The organism is Winogradskyella psychrotolerans (assembly GCF_018860565.1).
In the GTDB taxonomy this organism is placed as follows: domain Bacteria; phylum Bacteroidota; class Bacteroidia; order Flavobacteriales; family Flavobacteriaceae; genus Winogradskyella; species Winogradskyella damuponensis.
This window is the reverse complement of the sequence record NZ_JAHKPS010000022.1, coordinates 455,781-476,192: the sequence shown is the minus strand read 5'-3', so window position 1 is coordinate 476,192 and position 20,412 is coordinate 455,781. Positions and strand designations below refer to the sequence as shown.

Annotated in this window: 18 protein-coding genes; 8 read left to right on the top strand and 10 right to left on the bottom strand. The window is 32.7% G+C overall.

All coding sequences use genetic code 11. The annotated features are described in order from the left end of the window. The first annotated feature begins 3 nt into the window (after positions 1-3). The 4 genes from KO504_RS10995 to KO504_RS10980 all read left to right on the top strand — a co-directional run bounded on the left by KO504_RS10995 (position 4) and on the right by KO504_RS10980 (position 3,592). Positions 4-432 (top strand): hypothetical protein, encoded by a 429-nt coding sequence (locus KO504_RS10995; RefSeq protein WP_215926823.1) that lies wholly within the window; start codon positions 4-6, stop codon positions 430-432. Between the two features lie 432 nt (positions 433-864). Beyond that, entirely contained in the window at positions 865-1,965 is a 1,101-nt protein-coding gene (gene ald, locus KO504_RS10990; RefSeq protein WP_215926821.1) for an alanine dehydrogenase, read from the top strand. Between the two features lie 112 nt (positions 1,966-2,077). Next, the gene (locus KO504_RS10985; protein WP_215927421.1) at positions 2,078-2,773 is read left to right on the top strand and encodes a zinc metallopeptidase; all 696 of its coding nucleotides are present in this window, start codon (positions 2,078-2,080) and stop codon (positions 2,771-2,773) included. A 111-nt stretch (positions 2,774-2,884) separates the two neighbouring features. Then, positions 2,885-3,592, top strand: coding sequence for a Bax inhibitor-1/YccA family protein (locus KO504_RS10980; RefSeq protein ID WP_215926820.1), 708 nt, complete (start codon positions 2,885-2,887; stop codon positions 3,590-3,592). A 64-nt stretch (positions 3,593-3,656) separates the two neighbouring features. On the opposite strand, the gene KO504_RS10975 is transcribed toward KO504_RS10980, so the two are convergent. After that, entirely contained in the window at positions 3,657-5,201 is a 1,545-nt protein-coding gene (locus KO504_RS10975) for an Rne/Rng family ribonuclease (protein ID WP_215926819.1), read from the bottom strand. A gap of 306 nt (positions 5,202-5,507) precedes the next feature. After that, a complete protein-coding gene (locus KO504_RS10970) occupies positions 5,508-5,798 on the bottom strand; it encodes an HU family DNA-binding protein (protein WP_008270198.1) in 291 nt (96 codons plus the stop codon). A 134-nt stretch (positions 5,799-5,932) separates the two neighbouring features. On the opposite strand from KO504_RS10970, the gene mutY reads away from it, so the two are divergent. The 4 genes from mutY to gldD all read left to right on the top strand — a co-directional run bounded on the left by mutY (position 5,933) and on the right by gldD (position 9,494). Beyond that, entirely contained in the window at positions 5,933-6,973 is a 1,041-nt protein-coding gene (gene mutY, locus KO504_RS10965) for an A/G-specific adenine glycosylase (RefSeq protein WP_215926818.1), read from the top strand. Between the two features lie 80 nt (positions 6,974-7,053). Beyond that, positions 7,054-7,500 carry a single-stranded DNA-binding protein gene (locus tag KO504_RS10960; RefSeq protein WP_215926817.1) on the top strand — a complete coding sequence of 149 codons (447 nt, stop codon included), beginning with the start codon at positions 7,054-7,056 and terminating at the stop codon, positions 7,498-7,500. A 23-nt stretch (positions 7,501-7,523) separates the two neighbouring features. Next, positions 7,524-8,843 carry a gliding motility-associated protein GldE gene (locus KO504_RS10955; RefSeq protein WP_215926816.1) on the top strand — a complete coding sequence of 440 codons (1,320 nt, stop codon included), beginning with the start codon at positions 7,524-7,526 and terminating at the stop codon, positions 8,841-8,843. Between the two features lie 81 nt (positions 8,844-8,924). Beyond that, positions 8,925-9,494, top strand: coding sequence for a gliding motility lipoprotein GldD (gene gldD / locus KO504_RS10950; protein WP_215926815.1), 570 nt, complete (start codon positions 8,925-8,927; stop codon positions 9,492-9,494). 63 nt (positions 9,495-9,557) lie between these two features. Here the strand turns inward: gldD and KO504_RS10945 are convergent, their stop codons facing one another. The 8 genes from KO504_RS10945 to KO504_RS10910 form a co-directional block, all read right to left on the bottom strand. After that, on the bottom strand, positions 9,558-12,158 hold the full coding sequence (locus tag KO504_RS10945; protein ID WP_215926814.1) for a TonB-dependent receptor: 2,601 nt from the start codon (positions 12,156-12,158) through the stop codon (positions 9,558-9,560). Between the two features lie 151 nt (positions 12,159-12,309). Continuing rightward, on the bottom strand, positions 12,310-13,965 hold the full coding sequence (gene pgi, locus KO504_RS10940; protein WP_215926813.1) for a glucose-6-phosphate isomerase: 1,656 nt from the start codon (positions 13,963-13,965) through the stop codon (positions 12,310-12,312). A 2-nt stretch (positions 13,966-13,967) separates the two neighbouring features. After that, positions 13,968-15,281 carry a peptidoglycan DD-metalloendopeptidase family protein gene (locus KO504_RS10935; RefSeq protein WP_215926812.1) on the bottom strand — a complete coding sequence of 438 codons (1,314 nt, stop codon included), beginning with the start codon at positions 15,279-15,281 and terminating at the stop codon, positions 13,968-13,970. Positions 15,282-15,293: 12 nt separating this feature from the next. Next, a complete protein-coding gene (locus KO504_RS10930; RefSeq protein ID WP_215926811.1) occupies positions 15,294-16,226 on the bottom strand; it encodes a tryptophan 2,3-dioxygenase family protein in 933 nt (310 codons plus the stop codon). A 14-nt stretch (positions 16,227-16,240) separates the two neighbouring features. After that, positions 16,241-17,029, bottom strand: coding sequence for a DUF3108 domain-containing protein (locus KO504_RS10925; RefSeq protein WP_215926810.1), 789 nt, complete (start codon positions 17,027-17,029; stop codon positions 16,241-16,243). A 359-nt stretch (positions 17,030-17,388) separates the two neighbouring features. After that, positions 17,389-18,549: a 4-hydroxyphenylpyruvate dioxygenase gene (gene hppD, locus KO504_RS10920; RefSeq protein ID WP_215926809.1), complete on the bottom strand. Its 1,161-nt coding sequence runs from the start codon at positions 18,547-18,549 to the stop codon at positions 17,389-17,391. Positions 18,550-18,592: 43 nt separating this feature from the next. Then, entirely contained in the window at positions 18,593-19,072 is a 480-nt protein-coding gene (locus tag KO504_RS10915) for a CCC motif membrane protein (protein ID WP_215926808.1), read from the bottom strand. 26 nt (positions 19,073-19,098) lie between these two features. Continuing rightward, positions 19,099-20,259 (bottom strand): homogentisate 1,2-dioxygenase, encoded by a 1,161-nt coding sequence (locus KO504_RS10910; protein WP_215926807.1) that lies wholly within the window; start codon positions 20,257-20,259, stop codon positions 19,099-19,101. Positions 20,260-20,412: the final 153 nt, after the last annotated feature.

Here is a 20,412-nt window from a genome sequence, read left to right as displayed (position 1 = left end):
GCTATGTACTTAGATACGCCAAATAACGAACCATTAAAAAAGCGAAAGCGCCTTAAAGATTATTTTGATTATCGTAATAATCAAATAAATCAAATAGGTTTAATTTTATTTTCTTCGTTTGTCATTGCCACGTCTTTACATTTCTTTTTTGAAAATCGATTTACAGAAGAACAATGGAAATCTCGCCCAATGACACGCCATAAAATGGTGGACGACCTTATTGATGATCATATTTTAATTGATAAATCGAAAGAAGATGTTATAAATTTATTAGGCGAACCCAGTTGGATTTTAAAATCTGATAAAGATATTATGCTATACGAATTAGGATTAGCACCTAACCGAGAGAACAATCAAGTGGAGCATCTTTATATTCAGTTTATTAATGATAAAGTTAATAACGTATCCTTAGCCGACTATACTTCAAAATAAAATTATTTCATGGCGGTTATATCATATTTCATTTTTTAATCAAACTTTTATTTTTGAAAGCGAACGTGTTATCAGCGGATTTGAAACACAGCATTAACAACAGCTTATCAATACATTTTACTCGTCTCTTACAATTTACTCGAAATGACGTAACAGATTAAAAATTATATATTTCTTTGGCCTGTTCGAGTGAAATAGATTTCTAAAATTTTGTATAGCGACCTATTCAACATAACCAAGCCATCGCAACTATCTTTCTTTCAACACATATCATATCGCTCTGAAAATCAGAACTATTTTTAGATTATTTCAAAATAAGTCCTTCAAAATAATAATTCCGTAAAAATGATTTCAAATGCACATTCAAATTTGGAACATCAGATTTAATAATAGTAATTTTCAAAAGCTATTAATCTTATAAATCATTAAAAAATGAAAATCGGAGTCCCAAAAGAAATCAAAAACAATGAAAACAGAGTTGGAATGACACCAGCTGGTGTTTTTGAATTAACAAAAAACAAACACGTTGTTTACGTACAAAAATCGGCCGGATTGGGTAGTGGTTTTTCAGACTTAGACTATATTGACGCTGGTGCCATTGTTTTGAATACTATTGAAGACGTGTACACCTCTAGTGACATGATTGTAAAAGTAAAAGAACCTATTGCTGAAGAGTACCCTTTAATACAATCGTATCATGTGGTATTTACTTATTTTCATTTTGCCTCTAGCGAACCACTAACAAAAGCCATGTTAAAAAGTAAAGCTGTTTGTATTGCTTACGAAACTGTTGAAGACAAAGATGGTTCTCTGCCATTATTAACACCAATGTCTGAAGTTGCTGGAAGAATGGCAATACAACAAGGGGCAAAATATTTAGAAAAACCTATTAAAGGACGTGGAGTATTATTAGGAGGAGTTCCAGGTGTACCACCAGGACGTGTCTTAGTTTTAGGGGCTGGCATCGTTGGTATTCAAGCAGCAAAAATGGCTGCTGGTTTAGGTGCTCATGTCACTATTATGGATATTAACATGAAACAGTTGCGCTATGTGAATGATGTAATGCCTAGTCATGTAGTGACAGAATTCTCGAGCGAATACAATATTAGAAAGCGTATAAAAGATCACGATTTAATTATTGGCGGTATATTAGTTAAGGGCGCAAAAGCCCCCAAATTAATTACTAGAGATATGCTTAAATATATGCGACCAGGTACAGTTTTGGTAGATGTTGCCGTTGATCAAGGTGGTTGTATAGAAACAACTAAAGCAACAACACACGAAGACCCAACTTATATTATTGATGATGTGGTGCATTATTGTGTCGCTAATATGCCTGGTGCTGTACCATACACATCAACTTTAGCATTAACTAATGTAACCTTACCTTATGTGTTGCGTCTAGCAAACCAAGGATGGGAAAAAGCTTGTGAAAAGGATCCTATGCTAGCTAAAGGTCTAAATATTGTAAATGGTAGAATTGTATACGAAGAAATAGCCGAAGCTTTCAATTGGTCTGTTGATGCCGTATAAACTAATACTGTCATAAATAATCCTGACAAAATTTCTTAACTCAAATTTGGCTTACTATTTGCTATTCATTTAGTAAATTTACATGAATTAAAAATTTCAAATTATGAGTGGAATGCTAGGATATTACATATTAATTGGTGCTATTGCTTTAGTGAGCTGGTTAGTAAGTAGCCAACTTAAACGTAAATTCGCTAAGTACTCTAAAGTACAACTAAGAAATGGCTTATCTGGAAGAGAGATTGCAGAAAAAATGTTGGCTGACAATGGAATTTATGATGTTGAAGTAATTTCTACACCAGGACAATTAACCGATCATTACAATCCAAAAAATAAAACCGTAAACCTAAGTGAATCTGTTTACAACCAAAGAAATGCAGCTTCTGCTGCTGTTGCTGCTCACGAATGTGGACACGCCGTACAACATGCACAAGCTTATAGCGCTTTAGGTATGCGTTCTGCATTAGTACCAATTGTAAGCGTTACGTCTGGAATGTCGCAATGGTTAGTTATTGGAGGTTTAGTTTTAGGAGCTGCAGCAGGAGTTGGTTTAGGTTATTGGGTAGCCGTTGCTGGATTAGTCTTTATGGGCTTTGCAACACTATTTAGCTTTATCACGTTACCTGTAGAATATGATGCTAGTAATAGAGCTTTAGCATGGTTAAAGAATAAAAACATGGTAACACCAGAAGAATATAAAGGTTCTGAAGACGCACTTAAATGGGCTGCAAGAACATATTTGGTGGCTGCTATTGGAGCATTGGCTTCTTTATTATATTGGGCACTTCAGGTGTTTGGAGGTAGAGACTAACAGCTTAAAACATATAAACACAATTAAAGCTCTGATTACTCAGAGCTTTTTTATTTGAATTACAACTGAAATTACATACATTAGTTAAACTAATCAATTTTTAAATTTAAAATGGAAAATCAATTCCCCGAAAAAATAATGGTCAATAGCCTTTCAGAAGTGGATCGTGTTGCTTTTTACAAAAAAACATATTCACATGTTGCCGCAGGTGTACTTGTCTTTGTGTTATTTGAGTATTTACTCTTACAAAGTGAAACTATAGTTGAGTTTATGTTATCTATGACTCTAGGCTATAAATGGCTATTAATGTTAGGTGGTTTTATGCTAGCAACCAATTATGCCGAAGGTATGGCAATGCGTACAACAGATAAAAACAAACAATATTTAGCTTACGGAATTTATATCTTTTTTGAAGCTTTAATTTTTGTACCTATGCTATATATTGTTACAGAATTAATGGGACCTGCGGGCTCAGATCTTCTTTACCAAGCCTCTATAATAACCTTAGCCCTATTTACAGGATTATCTGCAACCGTACTAATGACAAAAACTGATTTTTCATTTCTAAAAACAGGATTAACCATTGGTTTCTTTATTGCTATTGGATTAATAATTGCAGGTTCCTTATTTGGTTTTGACTTAGGCTTATGGTTTTCTGTAGGTATGTGTTTATTAGCCGGAGGATCTATTTTATACCAAACATCTAATTTAATGAAAACTTATGGTGTTGAAGATTACATTCCTGCAGCCTTAGGCTTGTTTGCGTCTTTAATGTTATTATTTTGGTATATCCTTAGAATTTTTATGTCTAGAGATTAATTTAAAATGGTCAATAAAATAAAAAGCCCAACTAAAATTTTTAGTTGGGCTTTTCTAATAGATATTATTTGATTTTGTTACCATTTTTATCAAAAAAATGATATTCAAGATAAGTGTAAGCATCTCTAGGTAAAACTTTTACCCATTTTTTATGTTCAAAAAACCACTTTGAACGCACTGATGGAAACCCTTTGGTTAAAAAGGCTGCTATAAAAGGGTGTGTATTAAGTGTTACCTTTTTATAGTCTTTTTTGAAAATACGTTGTAAATCTTGATTAATACGTTCTACCACTTTAATTGGTGCTTCGATTTCATCTCCTCCTACTAAATTCGGATTTTCTTCTTTCGTTTTAATATTGCGTTCTGGCCTAACGCGTTGTCTGGTGATTTGCACTAATCCAAACTTACTCGGCGGCAATATTTTGTGCTTTGCTTTATCATCTTTCATCTCATCTCTAAGATAATTATAAAGCTTTTTTCTATTTTCTGCTTTGCCCATATCTATAAAATCGACAACGATAATGCCGCCCATATCACGTAATCGTAATTGGCGAGCAATTTCTTGGGCTGAAATCATGTTGACTTCTAAAGCAGTGTCTTCTTGGTTTTTCTCTTTATTAGAGCGATTACCACTGTTTACATCTACAACATGAAGGGCTTCGGTATGTTCTATTACCAAGTAAGCGCCTTTTGCCATAGAGACAGTTCTACCAAATGATGTTTTAATCTGACGTTCTATGCCATATTTTTCAAAAATTGGAACACCATTTTTATAGTACTTCACTATAGATTCTTTTTTTGGTGCAATTTGCTGCACATAATCTTTTACTTGTACATACATTTCTTCATCATCTACAACAATACCAGAGAATGAATCGTTAAAAATATCTCTCAAAATTGAGGATGCTTTATTCATTTCTCCCAATACTTTTGTTGGGTGATGTGCTTTGTACAGTTTTTTACACATTGCTGTCCATCGATCCAGCAAATTTTGTAAATCAGTATCGAGCTCGGCAACTTTTTTGCCTTCTGCGACAGTACGAATAATAACTCCAAACCCTTTAGGTGTAATACTTTTTACGAGTCTTTTTAAGCGGTCTTTTTCTTCTTGCGATTCAATTTTTTGTGAAATTGAAATACGATTAGAAAACGGTACCAAGACAATGTATCTTCCTGCAATAGACAATTCTGAGCTAATGCGTGGTCCCTTTGTAGAGATTGGTTCTTTTACTACTTGTACTAATATGGATTGATTCGATTTTATGGCATTCGCAATGCTGCCATTTTTATCTAAATCCTTTTCCATAGGAAAGTCTTTAAGGGTGTAATCCCTTAATTTCCCTGTGCTTACACGCTTAATGAATTTTAAAAGCGAAGGCAATTGCGGTCCTAGATCATGATAGTGTAAAAAACCATCTTTCTCATACCCTACGTTTACAAACGCAGCGTTTAGACCAGGCATAACTTTACGGATTTTGGCAATAAAAATATCGCCTACCGCAAAGTCATTGTCCTCTTCGTCTTTGTGTAATTCAATAAGTTTTCCATCTTTTAATAAGGCAAAATCAACAATATCTGAACTTGATCTTACGATTAATTCCTTGTTCATAATGTTAATTTATATCTAGCTCTTCATTGAGTTAGATGGAGTTTACTAAATTATTTGACACAGGATATAATATCCAACAAACCATGGCATACTCTATTAAATACACCAGATTCTATATCAAAGAACGTTTCTTTAAAACTGAAAAAAGTAGTTATAAAACTACTTTTAACAATTTATTTCTTTTTATGACGATTAGCGCGTCTACGTTTTTTACGCTTGTGCGTCGCTACCTTGTGTCTTTTTCTTTTTTTACCACTTGGCATAATAAATAATTCTTTTTAATTAATATTTTGTTTAAATGCTTTCTTAGTTAACCTCAACATTAGATTTAACACCTTCTAAAAATACTTTAGCTGGCTTAAATGCAGGAATGTTATGAGCAGGAATTTTTATTGTAGTATTCTTTGAAATATTACGACCTGTTTTTTCAGCTCTTGTTTTAATAATGAAACTTCCGAAACCTCTTAAGTATACGTTATCTCCGCTTTCTAAAGATGTTTTTACTTCTTCCATAAAGGTTTCAACAGTTGCTTGTACGTCACCTTTTTCAATACCTAACTTGTCAGATATTTTTGCTACCAAATCGGCTTTTGTCATTGTTATTAGTTTTAGGGTTACTTTAAATTCTAAGGGATTGCAAATATAGGTAATTTAATTTCAATAGTTCAAACGTAATTAATTAAAATTTAACACAATAAACATTTAATTTTGTTTTTCATTAAAAACACTAAATGGATTTCAACCTCAAACTAATTAACTGGTACTCAGTCAAAAAAAGAGAATTACCTTGGCGAAAAACTAGTAATCCGTATTACATTTGGCTATCAGAAATAATTTTACAACAAACACAAGTTAAGCAAGGATTACCTTATTATGACGCATTTGTTACCAAATATCCTACAATTTTTGACCTTGCTGAAGCTTCTGAAACATCCGTTTTAAAATTATGGCAAGGATTAGGGTATTATTCTAGAGCTAGAAATCTTCATACAGCAGCAAAATATATTGTTACTGAATTAGAGGGTCAATTTCCAAACACTTATAAAGATTTACTTAAGTTAAAAGGGGTTGGAGATTATACAGCAAGTGCTATTGCATCTATTGCATTTGGTGAAGTTGCTGCTGTAGTAGATGGTAATGTATATCGTGTACTCTCTCGCTATTTTGGAATTGATACTGCTATAAATTCAACTTTAGGTATTAAAGAATTTAAGTCTTTAGCAGCTTCTCTAATAAGCAAAGATCAACCTGCTACATACAACCAAGCTATCATGGAGTTTGGTGCGCTGCAATGCAAACCTAAAAATCCCGATTGTACAACGTGCCCACTTGCATCGGGTTGTGTAGCACTTCAGAAAAAACTAGTCGATACGCTTCCTGTAAAATTGAAAAAAACTAAAGTTACCACTAAATATTTCAACTTTTTAGTCTGTATAGACCCTAATAAAAAGGTTCTTTTTGAAAAACGTACTAAAAAAGGAATTTGGCAAAACCTCTATCAGTTTCCTTTAATTGAATCAGAAAAAAGTCTAAGTATTAATGAATTTGATTTACTAGATATTGAAAACACATTTTTAAAAACAACCCCCTTCGATTACTCTTTATATAATGAAACAGATATTGTTCACAAATTATCTCACCAACATCTGTATACTAAATTCTGGATTATTGAAACAGAACACTTACCAAAAGAAGCAATTTCTATTGAATCACTAACAAAATACCCTGCTCCAGTGCTTATTAGCAACTTTTTACATAAGTTCACATTTTAGAATCTTAAAGAAATCACATTTTTTTATTACTTTTAATGGAGTACTTTCAAAAAGACTAACTTTACAAAAAATAAATAATTATGGCTGGAACATTAAATAAAGTGATGCTCATCGGAAACTTAGGTGACGAAGTAAAAATGCATTATTTTGATGATAAAAATTGTGTTGGTCGTTTTCCTATTGCCACTAGCGAATCTTACGTAAATAAGCAAACAAACGAACGCATAACCAATACAGAATGGCACAATATTGTGGTTAGAAATAAAGCGGCTGAAATTTGTGAAAAATACCTTACTAAAGGTGATAAAGTTTATATTGAAGGTAGAATAAAAACTAGAAAATGGACAGATGATAAAGGTATGGATCGTTATTCTACAGAAATTCAATGTGATGAATTTACATTCTTAACACCTAAGAATGACCAACAACAATCCAATAAACCTAACACGCAAAATACCAATCCTCAACCACAACAACCTGCACCAACAAATGCAGAACCAGAGGGAGATGATGATTTACCATTCTAACCAACTTTTAAACTAACCTTATCTTGGACCCAGAACCCACGGTTTTAATTTCACATTTAGTAGTTATCAGTAGCTCGTTTATAACAAGTATTATCATTCTTATTATTTTATTAATGTGTTCTGCTTTAATTTCTGGAGCTGAAGTTGCTTTATTTTCACTTACCAAATCTAATATAGATGAAGGTATAGAAAAAAAATCTCCTGCAATGTTAATTATTGCAACACTCTTAGAACGCCCAAAAAAATTATTAGCCACCATATTAGTTGCTAATAATTTTATAAATATTGCTATTGTTCTGTTGTTTGCATATATAGGAGAAACGCTTTTTAGCAGTATTACGAGTACTTTGTTTAGGTTTTTAGTTGAAGTTGTTTCGGCAACATTCTTAATATTATTATTTGGAGAAATTATTCCTAAAATTTACGCGAGTAGAAATAGTGTAAAATTTTCTTCTTTTATGGCAAGACCATTACGCTTTTTAGATGTGGTTTTTTCTCCTTTAAGTTTACCAATGCGCTTTGTAACCATTCAAATTCAGAATAAATTTGGGAAACAACGCTCTAATCTTAGTGTAGACCAGTTGTCTCAAGCCCTAGAATTGACCAACGACGAAGACACCACAAAGGAAGAACAAAAACTATTACAAGGTATTGTATCGTTTGGAAACACAGATACCAAACAGGTAATGCGACCTCGAATGGATTTGTTTGCTCTAAATATAAACACGCCCTATGAAACCATTATAAAAGAAATTATTGACAATGGTTACTCTCGTATTCCGGTATATGAAGAAAACATCGATACGATCAAAGGAGTGCTATACGTTAAGGATTTATTACCACATTTAAATAAGAAAACATTTGATTGGACCACCATTTTACGAGAACCTTTCTTTGTACCAGAAAACAAGAAATTAGATGATTTAATGGTAGAATTTCAAACCAAAAAAGTACATCTTGCTGTGGTTGTTGATGAATACGGAGGCACCTCTGGATTGGTGTCTCTTGAAGATATTATTGAAGAAATTGTTGGAGACATTAGTGACGAATATGATGATGACGATTTAATCTATACCAAATTAAACAATAACAATTATAGCTTTGAAGGTAAGACTCCTCTTAAAGATGTATATAAAATAGTTGGTATTGAAGATGATATTGAACTTTTTGAAGCTCGGAAAGGAGAAGCAGAAACACTTGCAGGTTTTGTTTTAGAAATTTCAGGTGGCTTCCCAAGAATAGGAAGTAAAATAAATTTTGAAAATTACGTTTTTACAGTAGAAGCTTTAGAACGTAAGCGTATTAAACAAATAAAACTTACGTTATTAGGGACACACGTTTAAAACGAGCACATTACACATTATCCAATAAGGTGATTAATAACTAATTAATACGTGTCTTACAAAAACAATAAATACAAACACATGAAACGCATAGTTCTTCCCATTTTAAGTTTATTAATGTTAAGCTGTGGAGATAATCCATTACCAAAACCAAAAGGCTATTTAAGACTCGAATATCCAAAAGCCGTCTATAAAAAAGCTACAGTTCCATTACCGTTTTCTTTTGAAAAAAATGAACTTTCGGATCCTATAAAGTTTGTAAAATCTACGGCAGACATTAAAGGCATTGATGTTAATTATCCTTCTTTAAAGGCTACAATTTATCTCACCTATAAAGAAGTAAAAGATGGAAACTTAGAGAAGTTGTTACGAGATGCTCAAAACCTTACTCAAAAACACACCATGAAAGCAGATGAGATTGCACAAGGTGAATTTGTAAATGCTGAAAAGCAGGTTTATGGAATGTTTTATGAAATTGGAGGCGATGCAGCATCACAATCTCAATTTTATGTTACAGATAGCACCAATCATTTTTTAAGTGGTTCGCTTTATTTCTATGCTAAACCTAATTACGATTCTATTTATCCTGCTTCAGAGTATTTAAAAAAGGATATAAAGCGTATAATGGAAAGTGTAAAATGGAAGGAATAATTTAGACTACAAAAAAGAAAAGCCCGCAATTGCGGGCTTTTTTTAACTGACTCTATTTTTTTATTAAAAATTAAATCTAATACTTGCATTCCAAGTTCTACCAAAACCTAAATACACTTGATTGTCTGTGCTTATACCTTCCCATGTTTCATCTCCAGTTTCAGCATATATATTAGTTTCAGACTGTTCTATGTATAATTTATCAAAAACATTATTCATGTTGAATCTAAATTGAACAGAATTAGCTTTATCCTTTCCAACCTTCATTTTATATGAAAGCCCCAAGTCTAAGGTTTCATAACTTGGCAATTCAAGAGATCCTCTATTGTTATCTGTTTCAAATTCTGATGAACTCAAATCCACATTAGCATAAAGATTGTCATAATAATTAAAAGCCGCATCAACAGACAGCCCCTCTACTATAGCATAAGCTCCATTAACACCTGCTGTAAATTGTGCTGCATTACCAACCTTTACACCATCCATATATGCTATATCACCAGAGCTTAATAGAATATCATCTTCGTCAAAAGAACGCGTTTCAACGTTTCCGTCGTATTCCCAATTACCTATAGAAACAAAACCATTTAAGTTAAAATTATGGAATGGTTTTGAGAACACCTCAAGTTCAATACCTTGGTGAACTTGTTTTATACCACTAGACTGTGTGAATACATCTGCTTCTCCGTTATCATCAGTATCAGATGCAGAAGATAAAATTCTATTATCCCAAATAGTGTGGTATACGTTTAAATTTGCAGAAAAATACTGACTTTTAAACTTATACCCTGCTTCTAGACCTGTAATTTCTTGATTTTCATCACCATAAGGATTTAATTCATTAGATGATCTAATGTTAGTAAATAAATCATCATGGTAAGGTTGTCTTGAATAATAACCAGCATTAACAAAGACAATGTTATCATCGTTAATATTATATGCACCACCAGCTTTTATATTATAACCAAGATTATTGATTTCTTCAGCCTCCTCAGCTTCTGAGTAATTCCAGTAATCCGTTTTTAAGTGCGATTGGTTTGAGATTGCCCCTTGGAAAAAAGCAGACAAATTATCATTTGAATATTCAAACTGACCAAAAGCACCAAGGTAATTTATATTTTCTTCATAGTCATAGCCAAATCTTTGGTCTCTATCAGTCGTAGAAAATAGATTTGTCCATGGATTAAAGCCAGTTGCTTCACTTAAAATATAAGTTCCTCCATAATTGCTTGTCACACTTGGTGTTGCCCCTAATAATTCAGCAGCGGTTCTATAATGAATACCATTATAGAATCTTCCATCAAAACCAACATTAAAACTCATATTATCGTTCAATTGGTGCTCAAAATTTGAAACCACACCAAACCAGTTGTGAGAGTTTATTGAAGATTTCACAAAGTTATCTGCATCAGGGTTAGCTATATTATTTGCTTGAATGGCATCATAATCAATTTTATCATTCCCCGTTCTGAAAGAATAGAAAGAGCTCCCTTCCGGGTAAGCAAACCCTCCTCGTCCGAAAGAAGCATAAGCCACTGTTGACAATGTAGATTTTTCACTGATGTCCCAATCCCAACTTAAGTTAATTACAGGTTTATGATAGTAATTTCTTCCTCCTGCATATTCTTCGCCGTTGTAATACCCCCACCAATCACTATATCTTCTACCGTTATCTAAGTAATCACTCAATCTATTTCCTCCAGCAGCACCATGCCATTGAGGAGCTCCAGTAACCAAAAAGTTAAATAAGTGATTATCATTGAGTTTGTATCCAAATGACAAAAAGTATGTTTGTCCTTGACCTTTGGCTCCTTGCATATAGCCATCACCTTGCCAATGCCCAAGCATTGCAGAAACCGCCAATCCATTCTCCATTAATCCTGTAGAATAATAGCCTGTGGTCTTTACATAATTGTCATTGCCAACCATAGTTTGAAAAAAACCGCCTTGTTTTTTATCTATGGTTTTTGTAACAAGATTAACAGTACCACCTACTGAAGAAATGGCTAATTTAGATGACCCTAAACCACGTTGCACCTGTACAGCATTTGCTATATCCAAAACACCAGACCAATTAGACCAGTACATCTTACCATCTTCCATACCATTAATTGGCTGCCCGTTTAAAAGGAAAGCCGTGTTTGTCTGGTCAAAACCACGTAAAAACATAGAACCATCACCAAAACCTCCACCTTTTACGTTTTGAACAGAAGGGGTAGATTTTAAAATTTCAGGTAAATCCCAATTTCCAGCCTTTTCTTGTATTTCACTAGCTTTAATAGTTGATACTGCAACCGGTGTTTTTCTATCTTCTGCTAAGTCAATAATTCCACCTCCAATAATTACTACTTCATCTAAACTGTTATCTGGAGATAACGTTATTTCTCCAACATCAGTACTTCCATTAAATGGAATTGTAACTGAACCATAACCTACATAAGAAATTACAATTTCTCCAGATTGCACATTTGCAGTAATAGAAAAAGTTCCTTCAAAATCAGTTATAACTCCTGTAGTAGTTCCTTTTATTAATACATTTGCTCCTGGTAAAGGGGAGTTCATTTCACTATCAATTACTTTTCCTTTGATAGTTGTTTGAGCATACATTATCGTACTAAACAAAGTAAGTACAATAACACATAAAATTTGATTAAATTTTTTCATATAAAATTTAAGTTAATTGGTTTTTTATCAGCGCAAAATTACACAGCTATTACAGCTGTTAGATTAACTTAATGTTAACAATTAAGCGACAAGAAGTTAATTATAGAATCCTTATATATTAAAGAATTTTATTAATTTTTTACAAAACTTTTTAACAATATTTAACATTTTCCTTATAAAACGCTATCAAACTTTGCGTAGATGCATCATGAGATCCCGTAACATCAGAATCTGTCAACTCATTTAAAATCGATTTAGCGAGTTGTTTACCTAATTCTACACCAAATTGATCATAACTATAAATGTTCCAAACAATACCTTGTACAAAAATTTTGTGCTCATACATAGCTATGAGTTTCCCTAAACTCTTTGGTGTTAACTTTTGAATTAACAATGATGTTGTTGGCTTATTACCTTCAAACACCTTAAAAGGCAATAATTTAGACATCTCTTCTTGCGACAATGATTGCCCTTTTAATTCCGACAAGACGTCCTCTTCAGTCTTACCATTCATTAAGGCTTCGGTTTGCGCAAAGTAATTAGACATTAATTTATTATGATGATCTTTATTACCATGTAAGGACTCAACATAACCAATAAAATCTGTTGGAATTAACTTTGTACCTTGATGTATTAACTGAAAAAACGCATGTTGTGAATTTGTACCTGGCTCTCCCCAAATTATGGTTCCTGTTTGGTAGTTTACCTTATTCCCATTTCTATCTACACTTTTTCCATTGCTCTCCATAATACCTTGTTGAAGATACGTCGCAAATTGATTTAAGTATTGTGTGTATGGAATTATAGCTTCACTTTCGGCATTAAAAAAATTGTTATACCAAACTGTTAATAATGCAGAAATAACAGGTATGTTTTGGTTAAAATCTGTCGTTTTAAAATGCTCATCCATTTGATGTGCTCCCTCTAAAAGGCTTTCAAAATGCTTGTAGCCTAAAGCTAAACTTATGGAAAGACCAACAGCACTCCACAATGAAAAACGACCACCAACCCAATCTTTCATAGGAAAAATATTAGCTTCGTCTATTCCAAATGCTTTTACACTTTTAATATTTGTAGAAACCGCTACAAAATGTTTAGACACTGCTTCTTGTGGCAACGACTTTAAAAACCAAGCTCTAATTGAATTGGCATTAGATAAGGTTTCTTGTGTGGTAAATGTTTTTGAAACTATTACAAATAATGTTGTTTCGGGATTTAAAGTTTTAATAACCTCTTGATAGTGGTCTCCATCTACATTACTTACAAAATGTGTATTTAGATGATTTTTATAATATTGAAGCGAATCTACAACCATTGCTGGTCCTAGATCAGAGCCTCCAATACCAATATTTACGACATCTGTAATGGTTTTACCTGTAAAGCCCTTGTGCTTACCACTTACAACTGAATTGGTAAACGCTTCTATTTTTTGTTTTACTTCATAAATTTCAGGAATCACATTTTCACCATCTACAAAAACCGCTGCATCTTTAGGTGCTCTTAACGCTGTATGTAAAACAGCTCTTCCTTCTGTAGCATTGATGACATCTCCTTCAAAATATTTTGAAATTGCACCTTTTAAATCCAACTCGTTTGCTAACGCAACCAATAAATCAATTGTTTCTGTAGTGATTCTATTTTTAGAAAAATCAACATAAAAATCTTCCCATTGTACAGTTAGTTTATTTGCTCTTTCAGCATCAGAGTTAAATAAATCTTTTAAATGCTGAGACGCAATAGATTCAAAATGCGCTTGTAGTTGTTTCCACGCTTTTGTAGTGGTTGGGTTGGTTGCTTTTAATGCCATTATTATATTTCTACGTTAGTATCTTCAGTGATTGTGTTTTCTGGTTGAATTGGATCTGCTTCTAAGAAAAAGATATTATCTAATCTTTGTTTTATAGGCTTAATATGCTCTAAGAATTTAACTTTTAAACTGTCTGAAATTGGTTTAGCTTCTGGCAGTTTTTGTTTAAAAGGATCTACTTGTTGTCCATTTTTCCAGAAGCGGTAACACACATGGGGGCCACCTGTATTCCCTGTCATTCCAACCTTACCAATAATATCTCCTTGTTTTACAAAATCCCCTTTTTGAACTAAGCGCTTACTCATGTGAAGGTATTGTGTAGAATAGGTATCGTTATGTCTTATTTTAACATATTTACCATTCCCACCTCGTCTTGTAGACTCTACAACTGTTCCATTTGCTGTTGCCATAATTGGTGTTCCTATTGGTGCTGCAAAATCGGTTCCTTTATGAGGGCGCACTTTATAACCATAAACCGCAATACGGCGTTTTAAATTATAGCGCGATGATATTCTACTAAATTGAACAGGAGCTTTTAAAAAGGCGCGTCTTAGGTTTTTTGCATCTTCATTGAAGTAATCTACAATCCCTTTTACAGAATCTGTTTGAAACCGAAAAGCATACAAAGAATCTCCATTATGTTCAAAATATGCCGCTTTTACATCATGTACTCCTGCGTATATGCTATCATCAATATATTTATCTGTATAAATAACCTTAAAGCGATCTCCTTTTTGAAGTCTTCTAAAGTCTATTGTCCATGCATATATATCATCAGCCATTTTATAAGCTAATCGCTGACTCAGCCCTTTATCTTCTAATGTTTTAGAAATACTACTCTCTATAACACCAGTCGCTACTTTTTCAATATACGTTACTGGCTTTTTACTTGTATAAGCGTGAATAGAATCTTTTAAATTTACCACAACATACTCTACTTGATCTGTTTGATAAATAAACGTTTCTGGACTTGGCAGGCTATCTTTTTCTGATTCCTTTGAAAATAGTAATGTATAAGGTTTCCCTGGATGAAGTTTTCTGATATCAAAAGTATCTTTTGTTTTTTCGGCAATTTGAAAAATATCTGGATATCCTATATTGTTTCGTTGCAAAATTTCGCCAAAACTATCTCCTTTTTGAATGGTATCTCGTTTTACAATATAGTTATTGATATCAAAACCAAACTCTAGAATTTTTTCTTCTTCAACTATTTCTGCTAATTCTTTTTCGTATGCTACTTCTGCTGAGTTATCTTCTTTACAAGCATATACACTTACTGCAATTACAGCAATTGTTATTAATCGTTTTAACTGCATTAATTAAGCTAATTATAAATTATTTCCCCAATTTTCTAATTCTTCTGCACTCCATAATTCTGGAAAGAAAATACGTCTTTGATATTTTGGATGCATGTATTTTTTCCAATCACTTCCGCCAGTTGCTTCTCCATCACCAATACCACTATCTATATAATGCTTGGCTGCATTATAATGTGCCATTACCCAAGAGACATTCACAGTGTAATCGTAATGACGCATTGCTTTAATAAGCTCTTCGTTTTCCTGATCTTGTTTTGGTAATTCTTTAAAACGTGTCCAAAGATTTTTAGTATTATAGGTTTTCATAAACCTTAAAAACTCATCCTTGTATCGTTTTTCAAAATTAACTAAAAGTGTGGATTTTTTTCCTGTTTTATAGTCTTTTCCTGCAGCTTGCCAATATAAATGTTCAAACGCATGTGTATAAGGAGTATCTCTATCAATATTTTTTCGGAACCTATAATCAATAAGATTAATCAATTCTGTAGATGCAAATTCTATAAATCTATATTGTGCACTTTGAAAACCGCTCGCAGGAGTTAAGGTATATCTAAATTTCATATACTGTTCAACATCCATACCTTCTCTCATAATATTAAATGAGGTTGATAACATATCGAAATAGCGGCTAATTCTCATGAGTTTACTTTCAAAAAAAGTAACATCCATATTTTCTTTTTCTGCTACTTGAGAAATTTCCCAAAGTATCATTTTAAAAATCAACTCATTAATTTGATGATAAGCGATAAACACCATTTCATCAGGAAGTGTTGTACGCTGAATTTGTAAGTTCAACAAAGCATCTGTCTGAATATAATCCCAATACGTTATTGGTTTGCTATATAATAAACCGTATAAATGATCGTCTGTATCTTGGTCTATTTTTTCGTACTTCTCTTGAAGTGCTTTTATAATTTCGTCGTAATTTGGTTGATCTGACATATATTTGGTTAATCTTAAAATTCTATTTGAAAGGAGTGTTTTAATCCTTTAAACTCCACAAGATCTGCACGTAGAGAACCTACGGCTAAATCTGCTTTAATTCTTAAAGGGATCTTATTTTTATCGGCACTTACCCACAGTGTTAAACTTTCTTCTTCTTTAAAAACACGACCAGCCATAACATAAGGTCTAAATTTTAAAGTTTTTACTTTTACATCAGAATCATTAACATCTACTTTAATAGTTTCTTCGCCTAAGTATTTGAGTTTAAATCCGTAATTTTCTGCATCAAAGAACATGTTGGTTTTTATTTCGTCACCAATTTTTAAAGCAGCTACATCTATGTTGTTTCTTAGATAATAGTACATGGAAACCATATCTTGTACATCCTTTTCTGTGGCTACGGTCTTAATTTCATTTTTCTCTTTATTATTTACTTCTGCTATTTTTTTAGCATGATCAAATTTAATTTCAATATTTTTTGTGTGACCACCTTCATCAATTTTTCTTATAAATTTATAAGGTGCTCCTGTTTCTTTATCAAAATAGCTTTCATAACGGTCTTTAACTTTAAAAAACCATTTTATGGCTCCAGTAGTCCACCCTTTACCTACAACGTGAAAAACAGGTTTTCCGTCTAAATTAGTATCTTTTACAGATAGTGTTGCGTTACCTGCTTTAAGAAAACCACTATAGCTCATTTTGAATTTAAACCACTCTCCATCTTGAAATGCGGATTCCTTTTCAATATTTGATGTTTGAAATCCGACTAAGAATAATATGATTGTAAAAAAATATTTCATGTGTTTATATTTTTGTTTTAAGTCACATGTAGTCCACTATTAGTTTTCTGTTTGGGCAATATATTTTTTTAAATGCTCGCCTTATAACCTTTAGCTTGTAAATGTAATTATTGTAACGGATTTTTTCTGTTACAATTATCTTAAATACAATTACTATTCCAAATGTAATAAATCATTAAAACACAACGCAAAAACCTTAGTTAATTTAAAACTATTTTTAGATTAATGCTTACCTTCTTAAATTCAATTAATCTTAATATAGAGCTATCCATTTCTCCTCATTTGAGTTAAGATTATATGAAATGGAAATTAAAATTTTAAGCGCGTTTACTTGCAAGAAGTTAAACGCGCTTTTTTTTTTACAATGTCCCTCTTTTGGCTTGCTCTCTCTCAATAGATTCAAACAAGGCTTTAAAGTTACCTGCACCAAAACCTTGAGCTCCCATTCGCTGAATAATCTCAAAGAATAATGTTGGCCTATCTTCTACAGGTTTTGTAAAAATCTGTAATAAATAGCCTTCTTCATCAGCATCTATCATTATAGATAACTTTTGAAGCTCACTAATATCTTCTTTCATCATGTCCATATGCTCACCTAATCGTTTAGGAATATCATCATAATAGGCTTGTGGTGGTGGAGGTAAAAACTCAACACCTCTTGCTTTTAATTGTGAAACGGTTTTAATAATATCGTCTGTAGCAACTGCAATATGTTGTACTCCTGAATCTTCGTAAAAATCTAAGTATTCTTCAATTTGAGACTTTTTAGCTGCTTTTGCTGGTTCGTTAATTGGGAATTTAATTCGGCCATTTCCATTACTCATTACCTTACTCATTAAAGCAGAGTATTCTGTATGGATTTGTTTATCATCAAAAGATAAAAAGTTTACAAATCCCATTACGTCTTCATACCATTTTACCCATTTATTCATTTGTCCCCAACCTACATTACCAACCATGTGGTCAATGTATTTTAAACCTACAGGTTCTGGATTGTAGTCACTCTTCCACTCTACAAAACCTGGCATAAATGTTCCTGTATAGTTTTTACGTTCTACAAACATGTGCACTGTTTCTCCGTAGGTATAAATTCCTGCTCTTACAACTTCTCCAAACTCGTCTTTTTCTACCGTTGGTTCCATGTAAGATTTTGCGCCTCGTTTTGTTGTTTCTTCGTAAGATTTACGTGCATCCTCTACCCAAAGTGCAACAACTTTAACACCATCTCCATGCTTAACAATATGTTTGTTTATTTCAGAACTACTATTTAACGGAGTTGTAAGTACAATACGAATTTTATCTTGTTTTAGCACATAGCTTACAGAGTCTTTAGAACCTGTTTCTAATCCTTTATATGCATACGACTGAAAACCAAATGCTGTTTTATAAAAATGAGCTGATTGCTTTGCATTACCAACATAAAACTCGACGTAATCTGTTCCTAAAAGCGGCAAAAAATCTTGCGCTCCTTCAAATATTTTTTCTAAACCGTAGTTTACACTTTTAACTTCTTTTGCCATACTATTTTATTTAATGTTTTAAAATCAAAACTTTTATTGCTTATTAAAAAAACTCTTTTTCGTTTGTATCTACCTCTGTAGAATCCTCCTCAATGATATAAGTATCATCTTCATAAGTATCATCTTCCCATGTATTTAATGAGTCTGACTCCATTTCTGAATCATAGTAATAATCATCATTTTCAAAATCATTAAAACCTTCTAACATTCCCGAAGACAACATCGTTCCGTAAAAAATTAAAACGGCTGCGGCCATAAGCACTATTAATCCATTAATTACAATAGCGATAATATTTATAATCTTAGCCGTATTAACGTTACTTCTAGACTGTGGTGAAAAAGCTTCGGGATTTTCTCCAAACTCTTTTAAGCTTTTATTTGCTACAACTAGACCTATTATGGCCATAATTAATGGTACAATTGCTGTTATTCCGTAACAGCAACAACTTGCAATACCAATAACTAAAGCTAGCACACCTAAAATAAGTGCTAATGGGTCTGCTGATAATTTGTTTTGATTCATTTATTTTGAATACTTTTTTTTAATAATTAATGTTCTAACCAAGATTTAAAATAATCTTCGTCAGCTATTTTTAAAGCCTCTTCTGTTACTTTTAAAGGCTTAAATGTATCTACCATTACTGCTAGTTCATCTGTTTTTACCTTACCTATACTGCGCTCCATAGCTCCTGGATGCGGACCATGTGGAATACCTGCAGGATGTAAAGAAATATGACCTGCATCAATATCGTTTCTACTCATAAAATCACCATCGACGTAATATAACACCTCATCACTGTCTATATTACTATGGTTATATGGCGCAGGAACTGCAAGCGGATGATAATCGTATAGTCTTGGCACAAAACTACAAACCACAAAAGCATCAGTTTCAAATGTTTGATGTACTGGTGGTGGTTGGTGTACACGCCCCGTTATAGGTTCGAAATCGTGAATTGAAAATGCATATGGGTAATTGTAACCATCGTAACCTACAACATCAAAGGGATGTGAGGCATAGACCATTTCTATAATTTCATCTTGTTTTTTGACCTTAATCAAAAAATCACCGGACTCATTATAGGTTTCTAACTCTTGAGGTTGGCGTAAATCGCGTTCGCAAAAAGGTGAATGCTCTAACAATTGCCCAAAATAATTACGGTAACGTTTAGGTGTATAAATTGGCCTGTACGATTCTACAATAAATAAGCGGTTATCTTCTGTATCAAAATCTAGTTGGTAGATAATTCCTCTTGGCACTAAAAGATAATCTCCGTATTTGAAATCGAGATTACCTAACATGGTTCTTAATTTCCCTGTGCCTTTATGGATAAAAATTAACTCGTCTGCATCCGTGTTTTTATAAAAATAATCTCTTGTAGATGCTTTTGGTGCAGCTAAAATGATATTACAATCTGTATTGGTTAATACAATTTTACGACTATCTAAATAATCGTTTTCTGGTTTTACTTGAAATCCTCTAAAACGATACGATTGTATATTGTTAGCTTTCGCAATTTTGGGCGCTACGCTATATTGCTTTTTTATTTCTTTTACCTGAGTTGGTCGTTGCTCATGGTAACTGTTGGTAGACATACCGTCAAAACCAATAGTTCCAAACAATTGTTCGTAATAAAAATCGCCGTTTGGTTTTTTAAACTGTGTGTGGCGCTTTGGTGGAATTTTCCCTAATTTATGATAAAATGGCATTTTTTGAATGGTTTAAAAAGTTGAATTGATTATCCGTTTATTTGGTATATATCAAACTATGCTTAAAGGTACAAAAAATGTGTATTTATTCTGGATTCCTTTTCATAAGGAAGTGAAGATGTAATTTTATGTTTTGCCAAAAGGGTTTCATAA